Annotated in this window: 14 protein-coding genes; 13 read left to right on the forward strand and 1 reads right to left on the reverse strand. The window is 66.3% G+C overall.

The window, feature by feature from the left end:
* The first annotated feature begins 3 nt into the window (after positions 1–3).
* The 10 genes from U5A56_RS07170 (at position 4) to U5A56_RS07215 (ending at position 10,673) form a co-directional block, all read left to right on the forward strand.
* A complete protein-coding gene (locus tag U5A56_RS07170) occupies positions 4–1,200 on the forward strand; it encodes a 1-deoxy-D-xylulose-5-phosphate reductoisomerase (protein ID WP_321921580.1) in 1,197 nt (398 codons plus the stop codon).
* Positions 1,201–1,211: 11 nt separating this feature from the next.
* Positions 1,212–2,585, forward strand: a complete 1,374-nt coding sequence (gene rseP / locus U5A56_RS07175) for an RIP metalloprotease RseP (protein WP_321921582.1) — start codon at positions 1,212–1,214, stop codon at positions 2,583–2,585.
* 64 nt (positions 2,586–2,649) lie between these two features.
* Positions 2,650–4,956, forward strand: a complete 2,307-nt coding sequence (bamA, locus tag U5A56_RS07180) for an outer membrane protein assembly factor BamA (protein ID WP_044843770.1) — start codon at positions 2,650–2,652, stop codon at positions 4,954–4,956.
* A 64-nt stretch (positions 4,957–5,020) separates the two neighbouring features.
* A complete protein-coding gene (locus U5A56_RS07185; RefSeq protein ID WP_040144479.1) occupies positions 5,021–5,518 on the forward strand; it encodes an OmpH family outer membrane protein in 498 nt (165 codons plus the stop codon).
* A 16-nt stretch (positions 5,519–5,534) separates the two neighbouring features.
* Positions 5,535–6,614, forward strand: coding sequence for a UDP-3-O-(3-hydroxymyristoyl)glucosamine N-acyltransferase (gene lpxD, locus U5A56_RS07190; RefSeq protein ID WP_321801239.1), 1,080 nt, complete (start codon positions 5,535–5,537; stop codon positions 6,612–6,614).
* 130 nt (positions 6,615–6,744) lie between these two features.
* A complete protein-coding gene (gene fabZ, locus U5A56_RS07195) occupies positions 6,745–7,212 on the forward strand; it encodes a 3-hydroxyacyl-ACP dehydratase FabZ (RefSeq protein WP_006402657.1) in 468 nt (155 codons plus the stop codon).
* 67 nt (positions 7,213–7,279) lie between these two features.
* Positions 7,280–8,068 (forward strand): acyl-ACP--UDP-N-acetylglucosamine O-acyltransferase, encoded by a 789-nt coding sequence (gene lpxA / locus U5A56_RS07200; RefSeq protein WP_044843768.1) that lies wholly within the window; start codon positions 7,280–7,282, stop codon positions 8,066–8,068.
* A 3-nt stretch (positions 8,069–8,071) separates the two neighbouring features.
* Entirely contained in the window at positions 8,072–9,241 is a 1,170-nt protein-coding gene (gene lpxB, locus U5A56_RS07205) for a lipid-A-disaccharide synthase (protein WP_124486191.1), read from the forward strand.
* Positions 9,238–9,882 (forward strand): ribonuclease HII, encoded by a 645-nt coding sequence (rnhB, locus tag U5A56_RS07210; RefSeq protein ID WP_044843766.1) that lies wholly within the window; start codon positions 9,238–9,240, stop codon positions 9,880–9,882. The genes lpxB and rnhB overlap by 4 nt, the downstream gene beginning before the upstream one ends.
* Positions 9,879–10,673 carry an RNA methyltransferase gene (locus tag U5A56_RS07215; protein ID WP_321921586.1) on the forward strand — a complete coding sequence of 265 codons (795 nt, stop codon included), beginning with the start codon at positions 9,879–9,881 and terminating at the stop codon, positions 10,671–10,673. The genes rnhB and U5A56_RS07215 overlap by 4 nt, the downstream gene beginning before the upstream one ends.
* Before the next feature lie 108 nt (positions 10,674–10,781).
* Here the strand turns inward: U5A56_RS07215 and U5A56_RS07220 are convergent, their stop codons facing one another.
* Entirely contained in the window at positions 10,782–11,597 is an 816-nt protein-coding gene (locus U5A56_RS07220; RefSeq protein ID WP_044843764.1) for a pyruvate, water dikinase regulatory protein, read from the reverse strand.
* 374 nt (positions 11,598–11,971) lie between these two features.
* On the opposite strand from U5A56_RS07220, the gene ppsA reads away from it, so the two are divergent.
* From ppsA to U5A56_RS07235, 3 genes are all read left to right on the forward strand, one after another.
* A complete protein-coding gene (gene ppsA / locus U5A56_RS07225; protein ID WP_321921588.1) occupies positions 11,972–14,371 on the forward strand; it encodes a phosphoenolpyruvate synthase in 2,400 nt (799 codons plus the stop codon).
* A 210-nt stretch (positions 14,372–14,581) separates the two neighbouring features.
* A complete protein-coding gene (locus U5A56_RS07230) occupies positions 14,582–15,016 on the forward strand; it encodes an NfeD family protein (RefSeq protein ID WP_321921590.1) in 435 nt (144 codons plus the stop codon).
* 33 nt (positions 15,017–15,049) lie between these two features.
* Entirely contained in the window at positions 15,050–15,985 is a 936-nt protein-coding gene (locus U5A56_RS07235; protein ID WP_044843761.1) for an SPFH domain-containing protein, read from the forward strand.
* Positions 15,986–16,240: the final 255 nt, after the last annotated feature.

A 16,240-nucleotide genomic window follows, 5' to 3' on the forward strand; every position in this document is an offset into this window, starting at 1 on the left:
GTTATGCAAAAACGTCTGACACTGCTCGGTTCCACGGGCTCGATCGGAGACAGCACGCTCGACGTGGTCGCCCGCCATCCCGAGCGTTTCTCGGTCTATGCGTTGACCGCGCACCGCAATGGCGACAAGCTCGTCGAGCAGTGCCTGCGCTTCGCACCCGAAGTCGCGGTGGTCGGCGATGCGAACACGGCGGCACACGTCGAGGCGCAGCTGCGCGCGGCGGGCAACAAGACCACGGTGCTGTACGGGCCGCAGGCGCTCGTCGACGTGTCGAACAGCGACGGCTGCGACACGGTCGTCGCGGCGATCGTCGGCGCGGCCGGCCTCGCGCCGAGCCTGGCGGCCGCGCGCGCCGGCAAGCGCATCCTGCTCGCGAACAAGGAATCGCTCGTGATGTCGGGCGCGATCTTCATGGACGCCGTGCGCGACCATGGCGCGATCCTGCTGCCGGTCGACAGCGAACACAACGCGATCTTCCAGTGCATGCCGCGCGACGCGAACGAGCACGGCGGGATCTCGAAGATCATCCTGACCGCGTCGGGCGGCCCGTTCCGCACGCGCGAGCCGGCCACGCTCGTCGACGTGACGCCGGACGAGGCCTGCAAGCATCCGAACTGGGTGATGGGTCGCAAGATTTCCGTCGATTCCGCGACGATGATGAACAAGGGCCTCGAAGTGATCGAGGCGCACTGGATCTTCGGCCTGCCGGGCGACCGGATCGACGTGCTGATCCACCCGCAGAGCGTGATCCATTCGCTCGTGTCGTACCGCGACGGCTCGGTGCTCGCGCAGCTCGGCAACCCCGACATGCGTACGCCGATCGCGCACGCGCTGGCGTTCCCGGAGCGCGTCGACGCCGGTGTCGAGCAACTCGACCTCGCGCAGATCGCCCAGCTGTCGTTCGAGAAGCCCGACTACACGCGCTTCCCGTGCCTCGCGCTCGCGCTGAAGGCGCTCGAGGAGGGCGGCATCGCGAGCGCCGCGTTGAACGCGGCGAACGAAATCGCGGTCGAAGCGTTTCTCGAGCGCCGGATCGGCTTCATGGCGATCGCGGCGACGGTCGACGCGGTGCTCAACGCACTGCCGAACCGCAACCCGAACGGGCTCGACGACGTCCTTGCGGCGGATGCCGAGGCACGCCGCCTCGCCGCCGAGATCATTGCGAAAGCGCCTGCGCCACGCGTGGAGCGCACTGTCTGAATGAGGTGCTCATGAACGTGCTGGTCGAACTGATCGCGTTTGCGGTGGCGATCGGGGTGCTGGTCGTCGTGCATGAGTACGGACATTATCGCGTCGCGCGCTGGTGCGGCGTGAAGGTGCTGCGTTTCTCGATCGGCTTCGGCCAGCCCGTCGCGCGCTGGGTCAGCCGCAAGACGGGCACCGAATGGACGCTCTCCGCGCTGCCGCTTGGCGGCTACGTGAAGATGCTCGACGAGCGCGAGCCGGGGGCGGGCGTCAAACCCGAGGAGCTCGGCCAGGCGTTCAACCGGCAATCGGTGTTCAAGCGCATCGCGATCGTCGCCGCCGGCCCGATCGCGAACTTCCTGTTGGCAATCGTCCTGTTTTCCGCCGTATTCGCGACCGGCGTGACCGAGCCGGCCGCGGTGCTCGCGCCGCCGGCCGCCGGCACGGCGGCGGCCCGCGCGGGCTTCGACGGCAGCGAGACGATCGTATCGATCCGCGATGCGCAGGGCGGCGACGCCGTGCCGGTGCGCTCGTGGTCGGACCTGCGCTGGAAGTTGCTGGCCGCCGCGTTCGATCATCGCGAGGTCGTGCTCGGCGCGCGCGACGGCGGCGCGGCGACGTTCGACTTCCGCGTCGACCTGCGCAATGTTCCCGAAAGCGCGCTCGACGACGATTTCATGCTGCACCTGGGCTTCGAGACCGGCGGCGGCGCGCTGTCGGTGGCGTCGGTGCAGCCCGGCAGCGCGGCCGAGCAGGCGGGCCTGAAGGCCGGCGACAAGCTGCTCGCGCTCGACGGCAAGCCCATCGGCGGCGCCACGCGTTTCATCGACGCGGTGAAGCACCATGCGGGCCAGGCGGTCGAACTGCAGATCGAGCGTGGCGGTGCCTCCCGGACAGTGTCGATCGTGCCGAAGGCGCAGCGCGACGACGAAACGGGACAGCAGGTCGGTCGCATCGGCGCGGCGCTGTCGATGCACACGCCGTCGGTGGACGTTCGCTACGGGCCGATCGAGAGCCTGCGGCTCGGCGCGCACCGCACGTGGGACATCGCCGTTTACTCGCTGAGGATGTTCGGGCGGATGATCACGGGCGATGCGTCGCTGAAGAACCTGTCCGGCCCGGTGACGATTGCGGACTACGCGGGCAAGAGCGCGCGGCTCGGTCCGTCGGCCTTCCTGTCGTTCCTCGCCCTTGTCAGCATTAGCCTCGGGGTGCTGAACTTGCTGCCGATTCCCGTTTTGGACGGGGGGCATCTGTTATATTATCTGGTTGAAGCCGCGACCGGGAAAGCCGTATCGGAGCGCTGGCAGCTGATTCTGCAAAGAGCCGGGTTGATCTGCATCGTCGCGTTGTCGGCGATCGCGCTGTTCAACGACCTGGCTCGGTTAATCCATTTCTGAAGCGTCAGGCGGCGGCCAGTCGGCCGCCGCCTGATTTGATGCAGCTAAATATTGGGGATGCACGTTGTTCAAACCTCATCGCTTTGTACCTAAGACAGTTGCAGCGGCCGCGCTCGCCGCGCACGGCCTCGCGGCGCATGCAGCGGCACCGTTCGTGGTGCAAGACATCAAGATCGAGGGGTTGCAGCGCGTCGAAGCCGGTTCGGTGTTCGCCTACCTGCCGATCAAGCAGGGCGATACCTTCACCGACGACAAGGCATCCGAAGCAATCCGCGCGCTGTACGCGACGGGCTTCTTCAACGACGTGCGCATCGCCACCCAGGGCAACGTCGTGATCGTGCAGGTGCAGGAGCGTCCGGCCATCGCGTCGATCGACTTCACCGGCACGAAGGAATTCGACAAGGACAATCTGACGAAGGCGCTGCGCGCGGTGGGTCTGGCCGATGGCCGCTACTACGACAAGGCGCTCGTCGACAAGGCGGAGCAGGAGCTCAAGCGTCAGTACCTGACGCGCGGCTTCTATGCGGCCGAGGTCAAGACGACGATCACGCCGGTCGACGCGAACCGCGTGTCGATCCTGTTCGCGGTCGCCGAAGGCCCGAGCGCGAAGATCCGCCAGATCAACTTCATCGGCAACAAGGCGTTCAGCACCAGCACGCTGCGCGACGAAATGCAGCTGTCGACGCCGAACTGGTTCTCCTGGTACACGAAGAACGACCTGTACTCGAAGGAAAAGCTCACGGGCGACCTCGAGGCCGTGCGCTCGTACTACCTGAACCGCGGCTACCTCGAGTTCAACATCGAATCGACCCAGGTGTCGATCTCGCCCGACAAGAAGGACATGTACCTGACGGTCACGCTGCACGAAGGCGAGCCGTACACGGTGTCGGGCATCAAGCTGTCGGGCAACCTGCTCGATCGCGAAGCCGAACTGAACAAGCTGATCAAGATCAAGCCGGGCGATCGCTTCTCGGCCGAAAAGCTGCAGCAAACGACGAAGTCGATCGTCGACAAGCTCGGCGAATACGGCTACGCATTCGCGACCGTCAACGCGCAGCCGGACATCGACCAGGCGAACCACAAGGTGAACCTGAACCTCGTCGTCGATCCGAGCCGCCGCGTGTACGTGCGCCGCATCAACGTGGTCGGCAACACGCGCACGCGCGACGAAGTCGTGCGCCGCGAAATGCGCCAGCTCGAAAGCTCGTGGTTCGATTCGAACCGCCTCGCGCTGTCGAAGGACCGCGTGAACCGTCTCGGCTACTTCACCAACGTCGACGTGACGACGGTGCCGGTCGAAGGCACGAACGACCAGGTCGACGTGAACGTGAAGGTCGACGAAAAGCCGACCGGCGCGATCACGCTGGGCGCGGGCTTCTCGTCGACGGACAAGGTGGTGCTGTCGGCCGGCGTGTCGCAGGACAACGTGTTCGGCTCGGGCACGAGCCTGTCGGTGAACGTCAACACCGCGAAGAGCTACCGCACGCTGACCGTCACGCAGGTCGACCCGTATTTCACGGTCGACGGCATCAAGCGGATCACGGACGTCTACTACCGCACTTACCAGCCGCTCTACTATTCGACCAGCTCGAGCTTCCGGATCATCAGCGCGGGCGGCAACCTGAAGTTCGGCATCCCGTTCTCGGAAGTCGACACCGTCTACTTCGGCGCGGGCTTCGAGCAGAACCGTCTCGACGTCGACTCGAACACGCCGCAGAGCTACCAGGATTACGTGAACGAGTTCGGCCGCGTGTCGAACACGGTGCCGCTGACGGTGGCATGGTCGCGCGACGCGCGTGACAGCGCGCTGATCCCGAGCCGCGGCTACTTCACGCAGGCGAACGTCGAATACGGCGTGCCGGTCGGCAAGATCCAGTACTACAAGGCCGACCTGCAGGCGCAGTACTACTATTCGTTCTCGCGCGGCTTCATCCTGGGCCTGAACCTGCAAGGCGGCTACGGTAACGGCATCGGCAACCCGTACCCGATCTTCAAGAACTACTACGCGGGCGGTATCGGCTCCGTGCGTGGCTACGAGCCGAGCTCGCTGGGCCCGCGCGACACGAAGACGAACGACCCGATCGGCGGTTCGAAGATGGTGGTCGGCAACATCGAGCTGACGTTCCCGCTGCCGGGCACCGGCTACGACCGCACGCTGCGCGTGTTCACGTTCCTCGACGGCGGTAACGTGTGGGGCAACGCGCCGGGCGGCACGAGTACCGGCGCGAACGGCCTGCGTTACGGCTACGGTGTGGGTCTCGCGTGGATCTCGCCGATCGGCCCGCTGAAGCTGAGCCTCGGCTTCCCGCTGCAGAAGCACGAAGGCGACCAGTACCAGAAATTCCAGTTCCAGATCGGGACGGCGTTCTGATCGAACGCATGACAACAGTAACGAGAGGGTAATTTTGCTAACCGGTAAGTTTTCGAAACGAGTGATGTGTGCGCTGACCGTTGCGCTGGCCTTGGGCGCGGCGACGGCGCATGCTCAGGACGTCGCCCGCATCGCGGCGGTCAATTCGGATCGGATCCTGCGCGAGTCGGCGCCCGCCAAGGCGGCGCAGACGAAGCTCGAAGCCGAGTTCGCGAAGCGCGACAAGGATCTGCAGGACCTCGCGGCGCGCCTGAAGTCGATGTCCGACTCGCTGGACAAGAACGGTGCGTCGCTGTCGGCGGCCGACCGCGCGCAGAAGCAGCGCGATCTCGCGCAGCTCGACACCGACTTCCAGCGCAAGCAGCGCGAGTTTCGCGAAGACCTGAACCAGCGCCGCAACGAGGAGCTCGCGGCCGTGCTGGAGCGTGCGAACAAGGTCATCAAGCAGATCGCCGAGCAGCAGAATTACGACCTGATCGTGCAGGAAGCCGTGTACGTCAGCCCGCGCATCGACATCACCGACAAGGTGCTCAAGGCGCTCGCGTCCGGCTCGACGAACTGAACGGAGCAGACGACGAATGGCATTGACGCTTGAGGCACTCGTAACGCGGTTCGGCGGCGAGATCGCCGGCGACGCCCAGTGCAAGGTGGGCGGCCTCGCGCCGCTCGACCAGGCAGGCCCTCAGCAACTCGCGTTTCTCGCGAACCCGAAGTACCTGTCGCAGGTCGAGACGACCCGCGCCGGCGCGGTGCTGATCGCGCCGAAGGATCTCGAAAAGCTGGGCGCGGCCGCTGACGGCCGCAATTTCATCGTGACGCCGAATCCGTACGCGTACTTCGCGCGCGTCGCGCAGATGTTCATCGATCTCGCCACGCCGCCGCGCGCGGCCGGCGTGCATCCGAGCGCGACGATCGATCCGGCCGCGCAGGTCGCCGCGAGCGCCGTGATCGGCCCGCACGTGACGGTCGAGGCCGGCGCGGTGATCGAAGACGACGTGCAGCTGGACGCGAACGTGTTCGTCGGCCGCGGCACGACGATCGGCGCCGGCTCGCACCTGTATCCGAACGCGTCGGTGTACCACGGCTGCAAGATCGGCCCGCGCGCGATCATCCACGCGGGTGCCGTGATCGGTTCCGACGGCTTCGGCTTCGCGCCGGATTTCGTCGGCGACGGCGACGCGCGCACCGGCAGCTGGGTCAAGATTCCGCAGGTCGGCGGCGTGTCGATCGGCCCGGACGTCGAGATCGGCGCGAACACGACGATCGACCGCGGCGCGATGGCGGACACCGTCATCGAAGAATGCGTGAAGATCGACAACCAGGTGCAGATCGCACACAACTGCCGGATCGGCGCCTACACGGTGATCGCCGGCAAGGCGGGCATCGCGGGCAGCACGACGATCGGTCGCCACTGCATGATCGGCGGCGCGGCGGGGATCGCCGGCCACGTGACGCTTGGCGACTATGTCATCATCACGGCGAATTCGGGCGTGTCGAAGTCGCTGCCGAAGGCCGGCATCTATACGAGCGCGTTCCCGGCCGTCGACCACGGCGAATGGAACCGGAGCGCCGCGCTCGTGCGCAACCTCGACAAGCTGCGCGACCGCATCAAGGCGCTCGAAACCGCGCTGGCCGCCCAGGGCGGCACGCACGCCTGACCGACACCATGCGAGACCACGAACCGGGCACGGCCAGCGCATCCGGCCCGGTTTGCCAGACTGGGCCGTACGGCGGCCCGCTTCAGCCTTTGCATCACCACCGCGCAGCCTCTGCGTGAGACGAACCATCATGAGCACTGAAAAAATCAATCTCGACATCCACAAGATCCTCACGCTGCTGCCGCATCGCTACCCGATTCTGCTCGTCGATCGCGTGCTCGAACTCGAGCCGCACAAGGGGATCAAAGCGCTGAAGAACGTGTCGATCAACGAGCCGTTCTTCCAGGGGCATTTCCCGAAGCGGCCGGTGATGCCGGGTGTGCTGATCCTCGAGGCGCTCGCTCAGGCGGCCGCGCTGCTGACGTTCTCGGAAGAGCAGCCGAAGGATCCGGAAAACACGCTGTACTACTTCGTCGGGATCGACGGCGCGCGCTTCAAGCGCGTGGTCGAACCGGGCGACCAGCTGATTCTGAACGTGACGTTCGAACGTTACATCCGCGGCATCTGGAAGTTCAAGGCAGTGGCGGAAGTGGACGGCAAGGTGGCGGCGGAAGCCGAACTGATGTGCACGGTCAAGACGGCCGACGCGGCGCCCTGAGCGACGCGGCACGCATGGGTAACGTAACGCGGGCAACGCGACACATCACATCGAGAGGCAACGGCGCATGACCAGGATTCATCCTACCGCGATCGTCGAACCGGGCGCACAGATCGACGAGTCCGTCGAGATCGGGCCGTACGCGATCGTCGGGCCGCACGTCACGATCGGCGCGCGCACGACGATCGGCTCGCACAGCGTGATCGAAGGTCACACGACGCTCGGCGAGGACAACCGCATCGGCCATTACGCGTCGGTGGGCGGCCGTCCGCAGGACATGAAGTACAAGGACGAGCCGACGAAGCTCGTGATCGGCAACCGCAACACGATCCGCGAATTCACGACGATCCACACCGGCACCGTGCAGGACGTCGGCGTGACGACGCTCGGCGACGACAACTGGATCATGGCCTATGTGCACATCGGCCATGACTGCCGCGTCGGCAACAACGTGATCCTGTCGAGCAACGCGCAGATGGCCGGTCACGTCGAGATCGGCGACTTTGCGATCGTCGGCGGGATGTCGGGCGTGCACCAGTTCGTGCGCATCGGCGCGCACTCGATGCTGGGCGGCGCCTCGGCGCTCGTGCAGGACGTGCCGCCGTTCGTGATCGCGGCCGGCAACAAGGCCGAGCCGCACGGCATCAACGTCGAAGGCCTGCGCCGGCGCGGTTTCTCGCCCGACGCGATCTCGGCGCTGCGCAGCGCGTACCGCCTGCTGTACAAGAACGGCCTGTCGCTCGAGGAAGCGAAGGTGCAGTTGCGCGAGCTGGCGGCCGCGGGCGGCGAAGGCGACGCCGCGGTCACCGCGCTCGTCGAGTTCATCGACGCGTCCCAACGCGGCATCATCCGCTAAGCGATGTCGCTCCCGACCAATCAGCTCCGGCTCGCGATGGTGGCCGGCGAGCCGTCGGGCGACCTGCTCGCGGCGTCGCTGCTCGGCGGGCTTCAGGCGCGGCTGCCCGCATCGACCCGCTACTACGGGATCGGCGGGCAGCGGATGCTCGCGCACGGCTTCGACTCGCACTGGCAGATGGACAAGCTGACGGTGCGCGGCTACGTCGAGGCGCTGGGCCAGATTCCCGAGATCCTGCGGATTCGCGGCGAGCTGAAGCGCCAGCTGCTCGCGGAGCGGCCCGACGCCTTCATCGGCGTCGACGCGCCCGATTTCAACTTCAGCGTGGAGCAGGCCGCGCGCGACGCGGGCATCCCGTCGATCCACTTCGTGTGCCCGTCGATCTGGGCGTGGCGCGGCGGCCGGATCAAGAAGATCGCGAAGTCCGTCGACCACATGCTGTGCCTGTTCCCGTTCGAACCGGCGATCCTCGACAAGGCAGGCGTCGCGTCGACGTATGTCGGCCACCCGCTGGCCGACGAGATTCCGCTCGAGCCCGACACGCACGGCGCGCGCATCGCGCTCGGCCTGCCGGCCGAGGGCCCTGTGATCGCGGTGCTGCCGGGCAGCCGGCGCTCGGAGATCGGGCTGATCGGCCCGACGTTCTTCGCCGCGATGGCGCTGATGCAGCAGCGCGAGCCCGGCGTGCGGTTCGTGATGCCGGCGGCGACGCCCGCGCTGCGCGAACTGCTGCAGCCGCTCGTCGACGCCCATCCGCAACTCGCGCTGACGATCACCGACGGCCGCTCGCAGGTCGCGATGACGGCTGCCGACGCGATCCTCGTGAAGAGCGGCACCGTCACGCTGGAAGCCGCGCTGCTGAAGAAGCCGATGGTGATCTCGTACAAGGTGCCCTGGCTGACCGGGCAGATCATGCGCCGGCAGGGCTATCTGCCGTACGTCGGCTTGCCGAACATCCTGGCGGGGCGCTTCGTCGTGCCCGAGCTGCTGCAGCATTTCGCGACGCCCGAGGCGCTCGCCGATGCGACGCTCACGCAGCTGCGCGACGACGCGAACCGCCGCACGCTGACCGAAGTGTTTACCGAAATGCATCTCTCGCTGCGGCAGAACACGGCCGCGAAGGCGGCCGAAGCGGTCGTGCGCGTACTCGAGCAACGCAAGGGGCGCGCATGACGGCAGCCCGTGCACCACGCCGCCGCGCGTCGACCGACGTGCAGGGCGGCTTCGACTTCAGCCGGCCCGACGAGATCGTCTGCGGCGTCGACGAAGCGGGCCGCGGCCCGCTCGCGGGGCCGGTGGTCGCCGCCGCGGTGATCCTCGATCCCGCGCAGCCGATCGACGGGCTCGACGATTCGAAGGCGCTGTCCGCGAAAAAGCGCGACGCGCTGTACGACCTGATCGTCGCGCGCTCGCGCGCGTATTGCGTCGCGTCGGCCAGCGTCGACGAGATCGACACGCTCAACATCCTGCACGCGACGATGCTCGCGATGAAGCGGGCCGTCGAAGGCCTGTCGGTGCTGCCGACGCTCGCGCAGATCGACGGCAACCGCTGCCCGACGCTGATGGTGCGTGCCGAGGCGATCGTCAGCGGCGACGCGCTCGTGCCGAGCATCTCGGCCGCGTCGATCCTCGCGAAGGTCGCGCGTGACCGCATGCTCGTCGAGCTGCACGAACGCTTCCCGGTGTACGGGTTCAACGTGCATGCGGGCTACGGCACCGAGAAACATCTTGCCGCGCTGCGCGAGCACGGCCCGTGCGAAGCGCATCGGCGCTCGTTCGCACCCGTGCGCGCGGCACTCGACCTGATTCGATGAAAAGCATTACTTCCCGCGACAACCCGCTGTACAAGCGCCTGAAGGCGCTTGCGGGTTCGACGTCCCAGCAGCGCCGCGGCGGCCAGGCGCTGCTCGAAGGTTTTCACCTCGCCGGCGCGTATCTCGATACGGGCGCGATACCCGAGCTGTGCGTCGCCACCGAAGGCGCGCTCGCGCACGACGAAGCGCAGGCGATCATCGCGCGCGTCGACGCGCAGCGGGTCGTCACGCTGCCCGATGCGCTGTTCGGACAACTGTCGAACGTGGTCAGCGGCGTCGGTTTCCTGCTGCTCGTCGAGCGTCCCGCGCAGCCGCTGCCGGAGCGTGTCGCGCACACGTCGGTCGTGCTCGACGGCGTGCAGGACGCCGGCAACGTCGGCTCGATCCTGCGCAGCGCGGCCGCGGCCGGTGTGCGGCACGTGTTCTGCGCGCCGGGCACCGCCTATGCGTGGTCGTCGAAGGTGCTGCGCTCGGGAATGGGCGCGCACTTCCTGCTGTCGATCCACGAGGATGTCGAGGCCGGCGCGCTCGCCGAACGCCTCGACGTGCCGGTCGCGCTGACCGATTCGCACGGCGCGCAGGCGATCTACGACTGCGACCTGGCCGGCCCCGTCGCATGGGTGTTCGGCAACGAGGGCGCCGGCGTGTCGGCGTTCTGGCGCGACGTGGCCACGCATCGCGTGACGATCCCGCAACCGGGCGGCATGGAGTCGCTGAATGTGGCGGCAGCGGCGGCGGTGTGCCTGTTCGAGCAGGTGCGGCAGCAGCGGCCGCATGACATGACGACGTGACGCGCGGCGTTGCCCGCGCGGTATCCCGCAGCACGAAAAAAGGCCGCGTTCGACGCGGCCTTGTTGCTTCTGGCGACGGCGGCCCGGCGGCCGCCCGTGCGCCGGTCGTCAGTACGACTGCCGGTCGAGGCGGATTTCCTGCAGGATCGTCGTCGCGATCTCCTCGATCGACTTGTGCGTCGACGACAGCCACTTGATCCCTTCGCGGCGCATCATCGCCTCGGCCTCGTTGATCTCGTAGCGGCAATTCTCGGGCGCCGCGTACTTGCTGCCGGGGCGGCGCTCGTTGCGGATCTCCGACAGGCGCTGCGGATCGATCGACAGCCCGAACAGCTTGTCGCGATGCGGCGACAGCGCCGACGGCAGCTTGCCGCGCTCGAAGTCTTCCGGAATCAGCGGATAGTTGGCGGCCTTCACGCCGTACTGCATCGCGAGATACAGGCTCGTCGGCGTCTTGCCGCTGCGCGACACGCCGACCAGGATCACGTCGGCTTCCGACAGGTTGCGGTTCGACTGGCCGTCGTCATGCGCGAGCGAGAAGTTGATCGCCTCGATCCGCGTCTTGTATTCCTCGGTGTCGGCGTTCTGGTGGCCGCGGCCCATCGCGTGGCTCGACTTCAGCTCCAGTTCCTGCTCGAGCGGCTCGACGAAGCGCTGGAACATGTCCAGTACGAGCGCGTTCGAGCGCTTGACGATGTCGTTCGACTCGCTGTCGACGAGCGTCGTGAACACGATCGCGCGGCGGCCGTCGTGCACCGCGGCTTCGTTGATCTTCTCGACGGTCGAAAAGGCCTTGTCGAGCGAGTCGACGAACGGCACGCGCACGAGGCGGAATTTCTGGTCGAACTGGGAGAGGATCGAGTGCGCGAAGGTTTCGGCAGTGATCCCGGTGCCGTCGGAGACGATGAAAACGGTAGGCAGCATGAATCTGGGCGTCGAGCGTGAAGGGCGGTTGCGCGGGCGGCTGGAGGTCCGCCTCCAGGCACAGTGACAAGGTCGCGCCACATCCGGCAGCCGGCACGGTAGAATAGCGGCAACCTGTTGGATAAGCAATTGCGGGGGCGGGGTGCGAACGGCACGCCAGGCTTGCCGCGAACGTTCCAGAACTCCCGGCAAGTTCGGCGATTCGTCTGAATATATCGCCCTTCTGCCGGGATTTTTGCAAATCGGGTCGGAAGATTTCCCGCCTGCGATTGTTTCTCCAACAGGTTGCGCAAGACGCGCCGCGCCTTTTTGCAAGCGCCCGCGTCCGAGCCCACTTGCGCAATCGAGCATTTTTTTCACACTTAGGGGCTTGTATGACTAACGCAGCAAACGTCGCAAAGGACCAGGCGTATGTAATCCCGTTCGAGCAGTTGCGGATGACCGATGTGGAGATCGTGGGCGGCAAGAATGCGTCGCTCGGCGAGATGATCAGCCAGCTTTCCGAAGCAGGCGTTCGCGTCCCCACCGGTTTCGCCACGACCGCGCTCGCATTCCGCGATTTCCTCAAGCACAACGATCTGACCGATCGCATCGCCAAGCGCCTCGAGTCGCTCGACATCGACGACGTGAAGGCGCTCGCCGAAGCCGGTGCCGAAATCCGCAAGTGGATCGTCGACGCGCCGATGCAGGCACGTCTCGAGCAGGAAATCCGCGCACAGTTCGAAATCCTGAAGAACGGCTCGCCGGGCGAGCTGTCGTTCGCCGTGCGTTCGTCCGCGACCGCGGAAGACTTGCCCGACGCGTCGTTCGCCGGTCAGCAGGAGTCGTATCTGAACGTCGTCGGCATCGACGACGTGCTCGACCGTATGAAGCACGTGTTCGCGTCGCTGTACAACGACCGCGCGATCTCGTACCGCGTCCACAAGGGTTTCACGCACGCCGAAGTCGCGCTGTCGGCCGGTGTGCAGCGCATGGTCCGCTCGGACGTCGGCGCGGCCGGCGTGATGTTCACGATCGACACCGAATCGGGCTTCAAGGACGCCGTGTTCATCACGTCGAGCTACGGCCTGGGCGAAACCGTCGTGCAAGGCGCCGTGAACCCGGACGAGTTCTACGTGTTCAAGACGACGCTCGCACAGGACAAGTACCCGATCATCCGCCGCTCGATCGGCTCGAAGCTGATCAAGATGGAATTCACGCAGCCGGGCGAGCCGGGCCGCGTGAAGACGGTCGACGTGCCGCACGAGCAGCGCAACCGCTACTCGATCACCGACGAAGACGTGATCGAGCTCGCGAAGTACGCGGTCATCATCGAGAAGCACTACCAGCGTCCGATGGACATCGAGTGGGGCAAGGACGGCCGCGACGGCAAGATCTTCATCCTGCAGGCGCGTCCGGAAACGGTGAAGAGCCAGGCGAGCGGCAAGGCCGAGCAGCGCTTCAAGCTGAAGGGCCAGTCGCAGGTGCTGGCAACGGGCCGCGCGATCGGCCAGAAGATCGGCGCGGGCCCCGTGCGCGTGATCCAGGACCCGTCGGAAATGGAACGCGTGCAGCCGGGCGACGTGCTGGTGGCGGACATGACCGACCCGAACTGGGAGCCGGTGATGAAGCGTGCGGCGGCGATCGTCACGAACCGTGGCGGCCGCACCTGCCACGCGGCGATCATCGCGCGTGAGCTCGGCGTGCCGGCAGTGGTCGGCTGCGGCGACGCGACCGACATCCTGAAGGACGGCGCGCTCGTCACGGTGTCGTGCGCGGAAGGCGACGAAGGCAAGATCTACGACGGGCTGCTCGAGACGGAAGTCACCGAAGTGCAGCGCGGCGAACTGCCGGAAATCCCGGTCAAGATCATGATGAACGTCGGCAACCCACAGCTCGCGTTCGACTTCTCGCAACTGCCGAACGGTGGTGTTGGCCTCGCGCGTCTCGAGTTCATCATCAACAACAACATCGGCGTGCACCCGAAGGCGATCCTCGAGTACCCGAACATCGACCAGGACCTGAAGAAGGCGGTCGAGAGCGTCGCGCGCGGTCACGCGTCGCCGCGCCAGTTCTACGTCGACAAGCTGACGGAAGGCGTCGCGACGATCGCCGCGGCGTTCTATCCGAAGCCCGTGATCGTGCGTCTGTCCGACTTCAAGTCGAACGAGTACAAGAAGCTGATCGGCGGTTCGCGCTACGAGCCGGACGAGGAAAACCCGATGCTGGGCTTCCGCGGCGCGTCGCGTTACATCGCTGAGGATTTCGCGCAGGCGTTCGAGATGGAATGCCGTGCACTGAAGCGCGTGCGCGACGAGATGGGCCTGACCAACGTCGAGATCATGGTGCCGTTCGTGCGTACCGTGAAGCAGGCGGAGCGCGTCGTCGGCCTGCTCGAGAAGTTCGGCCTGAAGCGCGGTGAAAACGGCCTGCGCCTCGTGATGATGTGCGAAGTCCCGACCAACGCGATCCTCGCCGAAGAGTTCCTCGAGCACTTCGACGGTTTCTCGATCGGTTCGAACGACCTTACGCAGCTCACGCTCGGCCTCGACCGTGACTCGGGCATGGAACTGCTGGCCGTCGACTTCGACGAACGCGACCCGGCCGTCAAGTTCCTGCTCAAGCGCGCGATCGATACCTGCCGCAAGATGGGCAAGTACGTCGGTATCTGCGGCCAGGGCCCGTCCGATCACCCGGACTTCGCGCAATGGCTGACCGACGAAGGCATCGTGTCGATCTCGCTGAACCCGGACACGATCATCGATACGTGGCAGGCACTCGCCAACCGGAAGTAACGGTCGGTAACGCTTATTCGGCGCAAGCGCGGTACGCCGCGCTTGTGTTGAAGGCAAAATGCAAGGTTCGTGTTATAAACACCCCGGTAAGCGCCGGGGTGTTTTTTTTCGTCGGTACGCGCCGCGTTGCGTCATGCGTGTCGACCGCGACCCACGGGCGGGCGCGCAGCGAATATAGTGAGCAGCGGGGACGTTTTTCGGGAGACCACAATGATGTCGGGGCATCTGTTCTGGTGGGTCGGAGTCGGCGTGCTGGTCGTCGCCGAATTGCTGACCGGCACGTTCTATCTGCTGATGATCGCGCTCGGCTTTCTCGCGGGCGCGCTGCTGCAGCTCGCCGGTTTCGCACCGCACGTGCAGTTCGGTGCGGCCGCCGCGGTCGCGATCGTCGCGATGATCGTGCTGCGCCGCTCGGGGCTCGGGCGCAAGCAGAAACGCGACACGTCGACGAATCCGGACGTCAATCTCGATATCGGCGCGACCGTCACGGTCGACGCGTGGCATGACGGCCGCGCGCGCGTGCAGTATCGCGGCGCCGACTGGGACGTCGAACTCGCGGCCGGCGAGCGCGACGATGCACGCGTGTATCAGGTGCGTGCCGTGCGCGGCAACAGTCTCGTCGTCATCGCGAAACCCGCGGGCTGATCGTCCACTGATACAACAAGGAGGGAATATTTCATGGATTCGCTGATCATCTGGGTCGTCCTGCTCGTCATCGCCATCGTGATCGTGTCGAAGACGGTGAAGATCGTGCCGCAGCAGCATGCGTGGGTGCTCGAACGCTTCGGGCGCTATCACGCGACGCTGTCGCCCGGTCTCAATATCGTGCTGCCGTTCGTCGACCGGATCGCCTACCGGCACGTGCTGAAGGAAATCCCGCTCGACGTGCCGAGCCAGGTCTGCATCACGCGCGACAACACGCAGCTGCAGGTCGACGGCGTGTTGTACTTCCAGGTGACCGATCCGATGAAGGCGTCGTACGGGTCGAGCAACTTCGTGCTCGCGATCACTCAGCTCGCGCAGACGACGCTGCGCTCGGTGGTCGGCAAGCTCGAACTCGACAAGACCTTCGAGGAGCGCGACTTCATCAACCACAACATCGTGTCGGCGCTCGACCAGGCTGCCGCGAACTGGGGGGTGAAGGTGCTGCGCTACGAGATCAAGGACCTGACGCCGCCGAAGGAGATCCTCCATGCGATGCAGGCGCAGATCACCGCCGAGCGGGAAAAGCGCGCGCTGATCGCCGCCTCCGAAGGCCGCAAGCAGGAGCAGATCAACCTCGCGTCGGGCGCGCGCGAGGCGGCGATCCAGAAGTCGGAAGGCGAGCGGCAGGCCGCGATCAACCAGGCGCAGGGCGAGGCGGCCGCGATTCTCGCGGTGGCCGAGGCGAACGCGCAGGCCATCCAGAAGATCGCGAACGCGATCCAGTCGCAGGGCGGGATGGATGCGGTGAACCTGAAGGTCGCCGAGCAGTACGTCGGCGCGTTCTCGAACCTCGCGAAACAGGGCAATACGCTGATCGTGCCGGCGAACCTGTCGGATCTCGGCACCGCGATCGCGTCGGCGCTGACGATCGTCAAGAACGCGGCACCGGCGGCGAGCGGGCGGGGCTGAGCGGCAAGCGCGGGTTACGCGTGCCGGCGGTCGCCGCGAGCGTCGCCGGGTGCGCGCCGCTCGTGCGCTCGTCGTGCGCTCGTCGTGCGCCCGGCATGCGCCCGGCATGCGCCCGGCATGCGCCCGGTACGTGCCCGGTACGTGCCGGTCATGTGCTCGTCATGTGCTCGTCATGTGCTCGTCATGTGCTCGTCATGTGCCCGGCATGCGGCGAATCGTCGCGCGACCTCGGGCGCGATCACGCCCGCATGTCAG

The organism is Burkholderia sp. BCC1998, from assembly GCF_905339875.1.
Taxonomy (GTDB): domain Bacteria; phylum Pseudomonadota; class Gammaproteobacteria; order Burkholderiales; family Burkholderiaceae; genus Burkholderia.

What these genes read in the sequence shown, in the direction of transcription:
- U5A56_RS07170 (WP_321921580.1), top strand. Translation starts at nt 4, where the DNA reads ATGCAAAAACGTCTGACACTGCTCGGTTCCACGGGCTCGATCGGAGAC.
- lpxA (WP_044843768.1), top strand. Translation starts at nt 7,280, where the DNA reads ATGACCAGGATTCATCCTACCGCGATCGTCGAACCGGGCGCACAGATC.
- U5A56_RS07185 (WP_040144479.1), top strand. Translation starts at nt 5,021, where the DNA reads ATGTGTGCGCTGACCGTTGCGCTGGCCTTGGGCGCGGCGACGGCGCAT.
- U5A56_RS07235 (WP_044843761.1), top strand. Translation starts at nt 15,050, where the DNA reads ATGGATTCGCTGATCATCTGGGTCGTCCTGCTCGTCATCGCCATCGTG.
- lpxB (WP_124486191.1), top strand. Translation starts at nt 8,072, where the DNA reads ATGTCGCTCCCGACCAATCAGCTCCGGCTCGCGATGGTGGCCGGCGAG.
- rnhB (WP_044843766.1), top strand. Translation starts at nt 9,238, where the DNA reads ATGACGGCAGCCCGTGCACCACGCCGCCGCGCGTCGACCGACGTGCAG.
- fabZ (WP_006402657.1), top strand. Translation starts at nt 6,745, where the DNA reads ATGAGCACTGAAAAAATCAATCTCGACATCCACAAGATCCTCACGCTG.
- ppsA (WP_321921588.1), top strand. Translation starts at nt 11,972, where the DNA reads ATGACTAACGCAGCAAACGTCGCAAAGGACCAGGCGTATGTAATCCCG.
- rseP (WP_321921582.1), top strand. Translation starts at nt 1,212, where the DNA reads ATGAACGTGCTGGTCGAACTGATCGCGTTTGCGGTGGCGATCGGGGTG.
- U5A56_RS07220 (WP_044843764.1), bottom strand. Translation starts at nt 11,597, where the DNA reads ATGCTGCCTACCGTTTTCATCGTCTCCGACGGCACCGGGATCACTGCC.
- U5A56_RS07230 (WP_321921590.1), top strand. Translation starts at nt 14,582, where the DNA reads ATGATGTCGGGGCATCTGTTCTGGTGGGTCGGAGTCGGCGTGCTGGTC.
- lpxD (WP_321801239.1), top strand. Translation starts at nt 5,535, where the DNA reads ATGGCATTGACGCTTGAGGCACTCGTAACGCGGTTCGGCGGCGAGATC.
- U5A56_RS07215 (WP_321921586.1), top strand. Translation starts at nt 9,879, where the DNA reads ATGAAAAGCATTACTTCCCGCGACAACCCGCTGTACAAGCGCCTGAAG.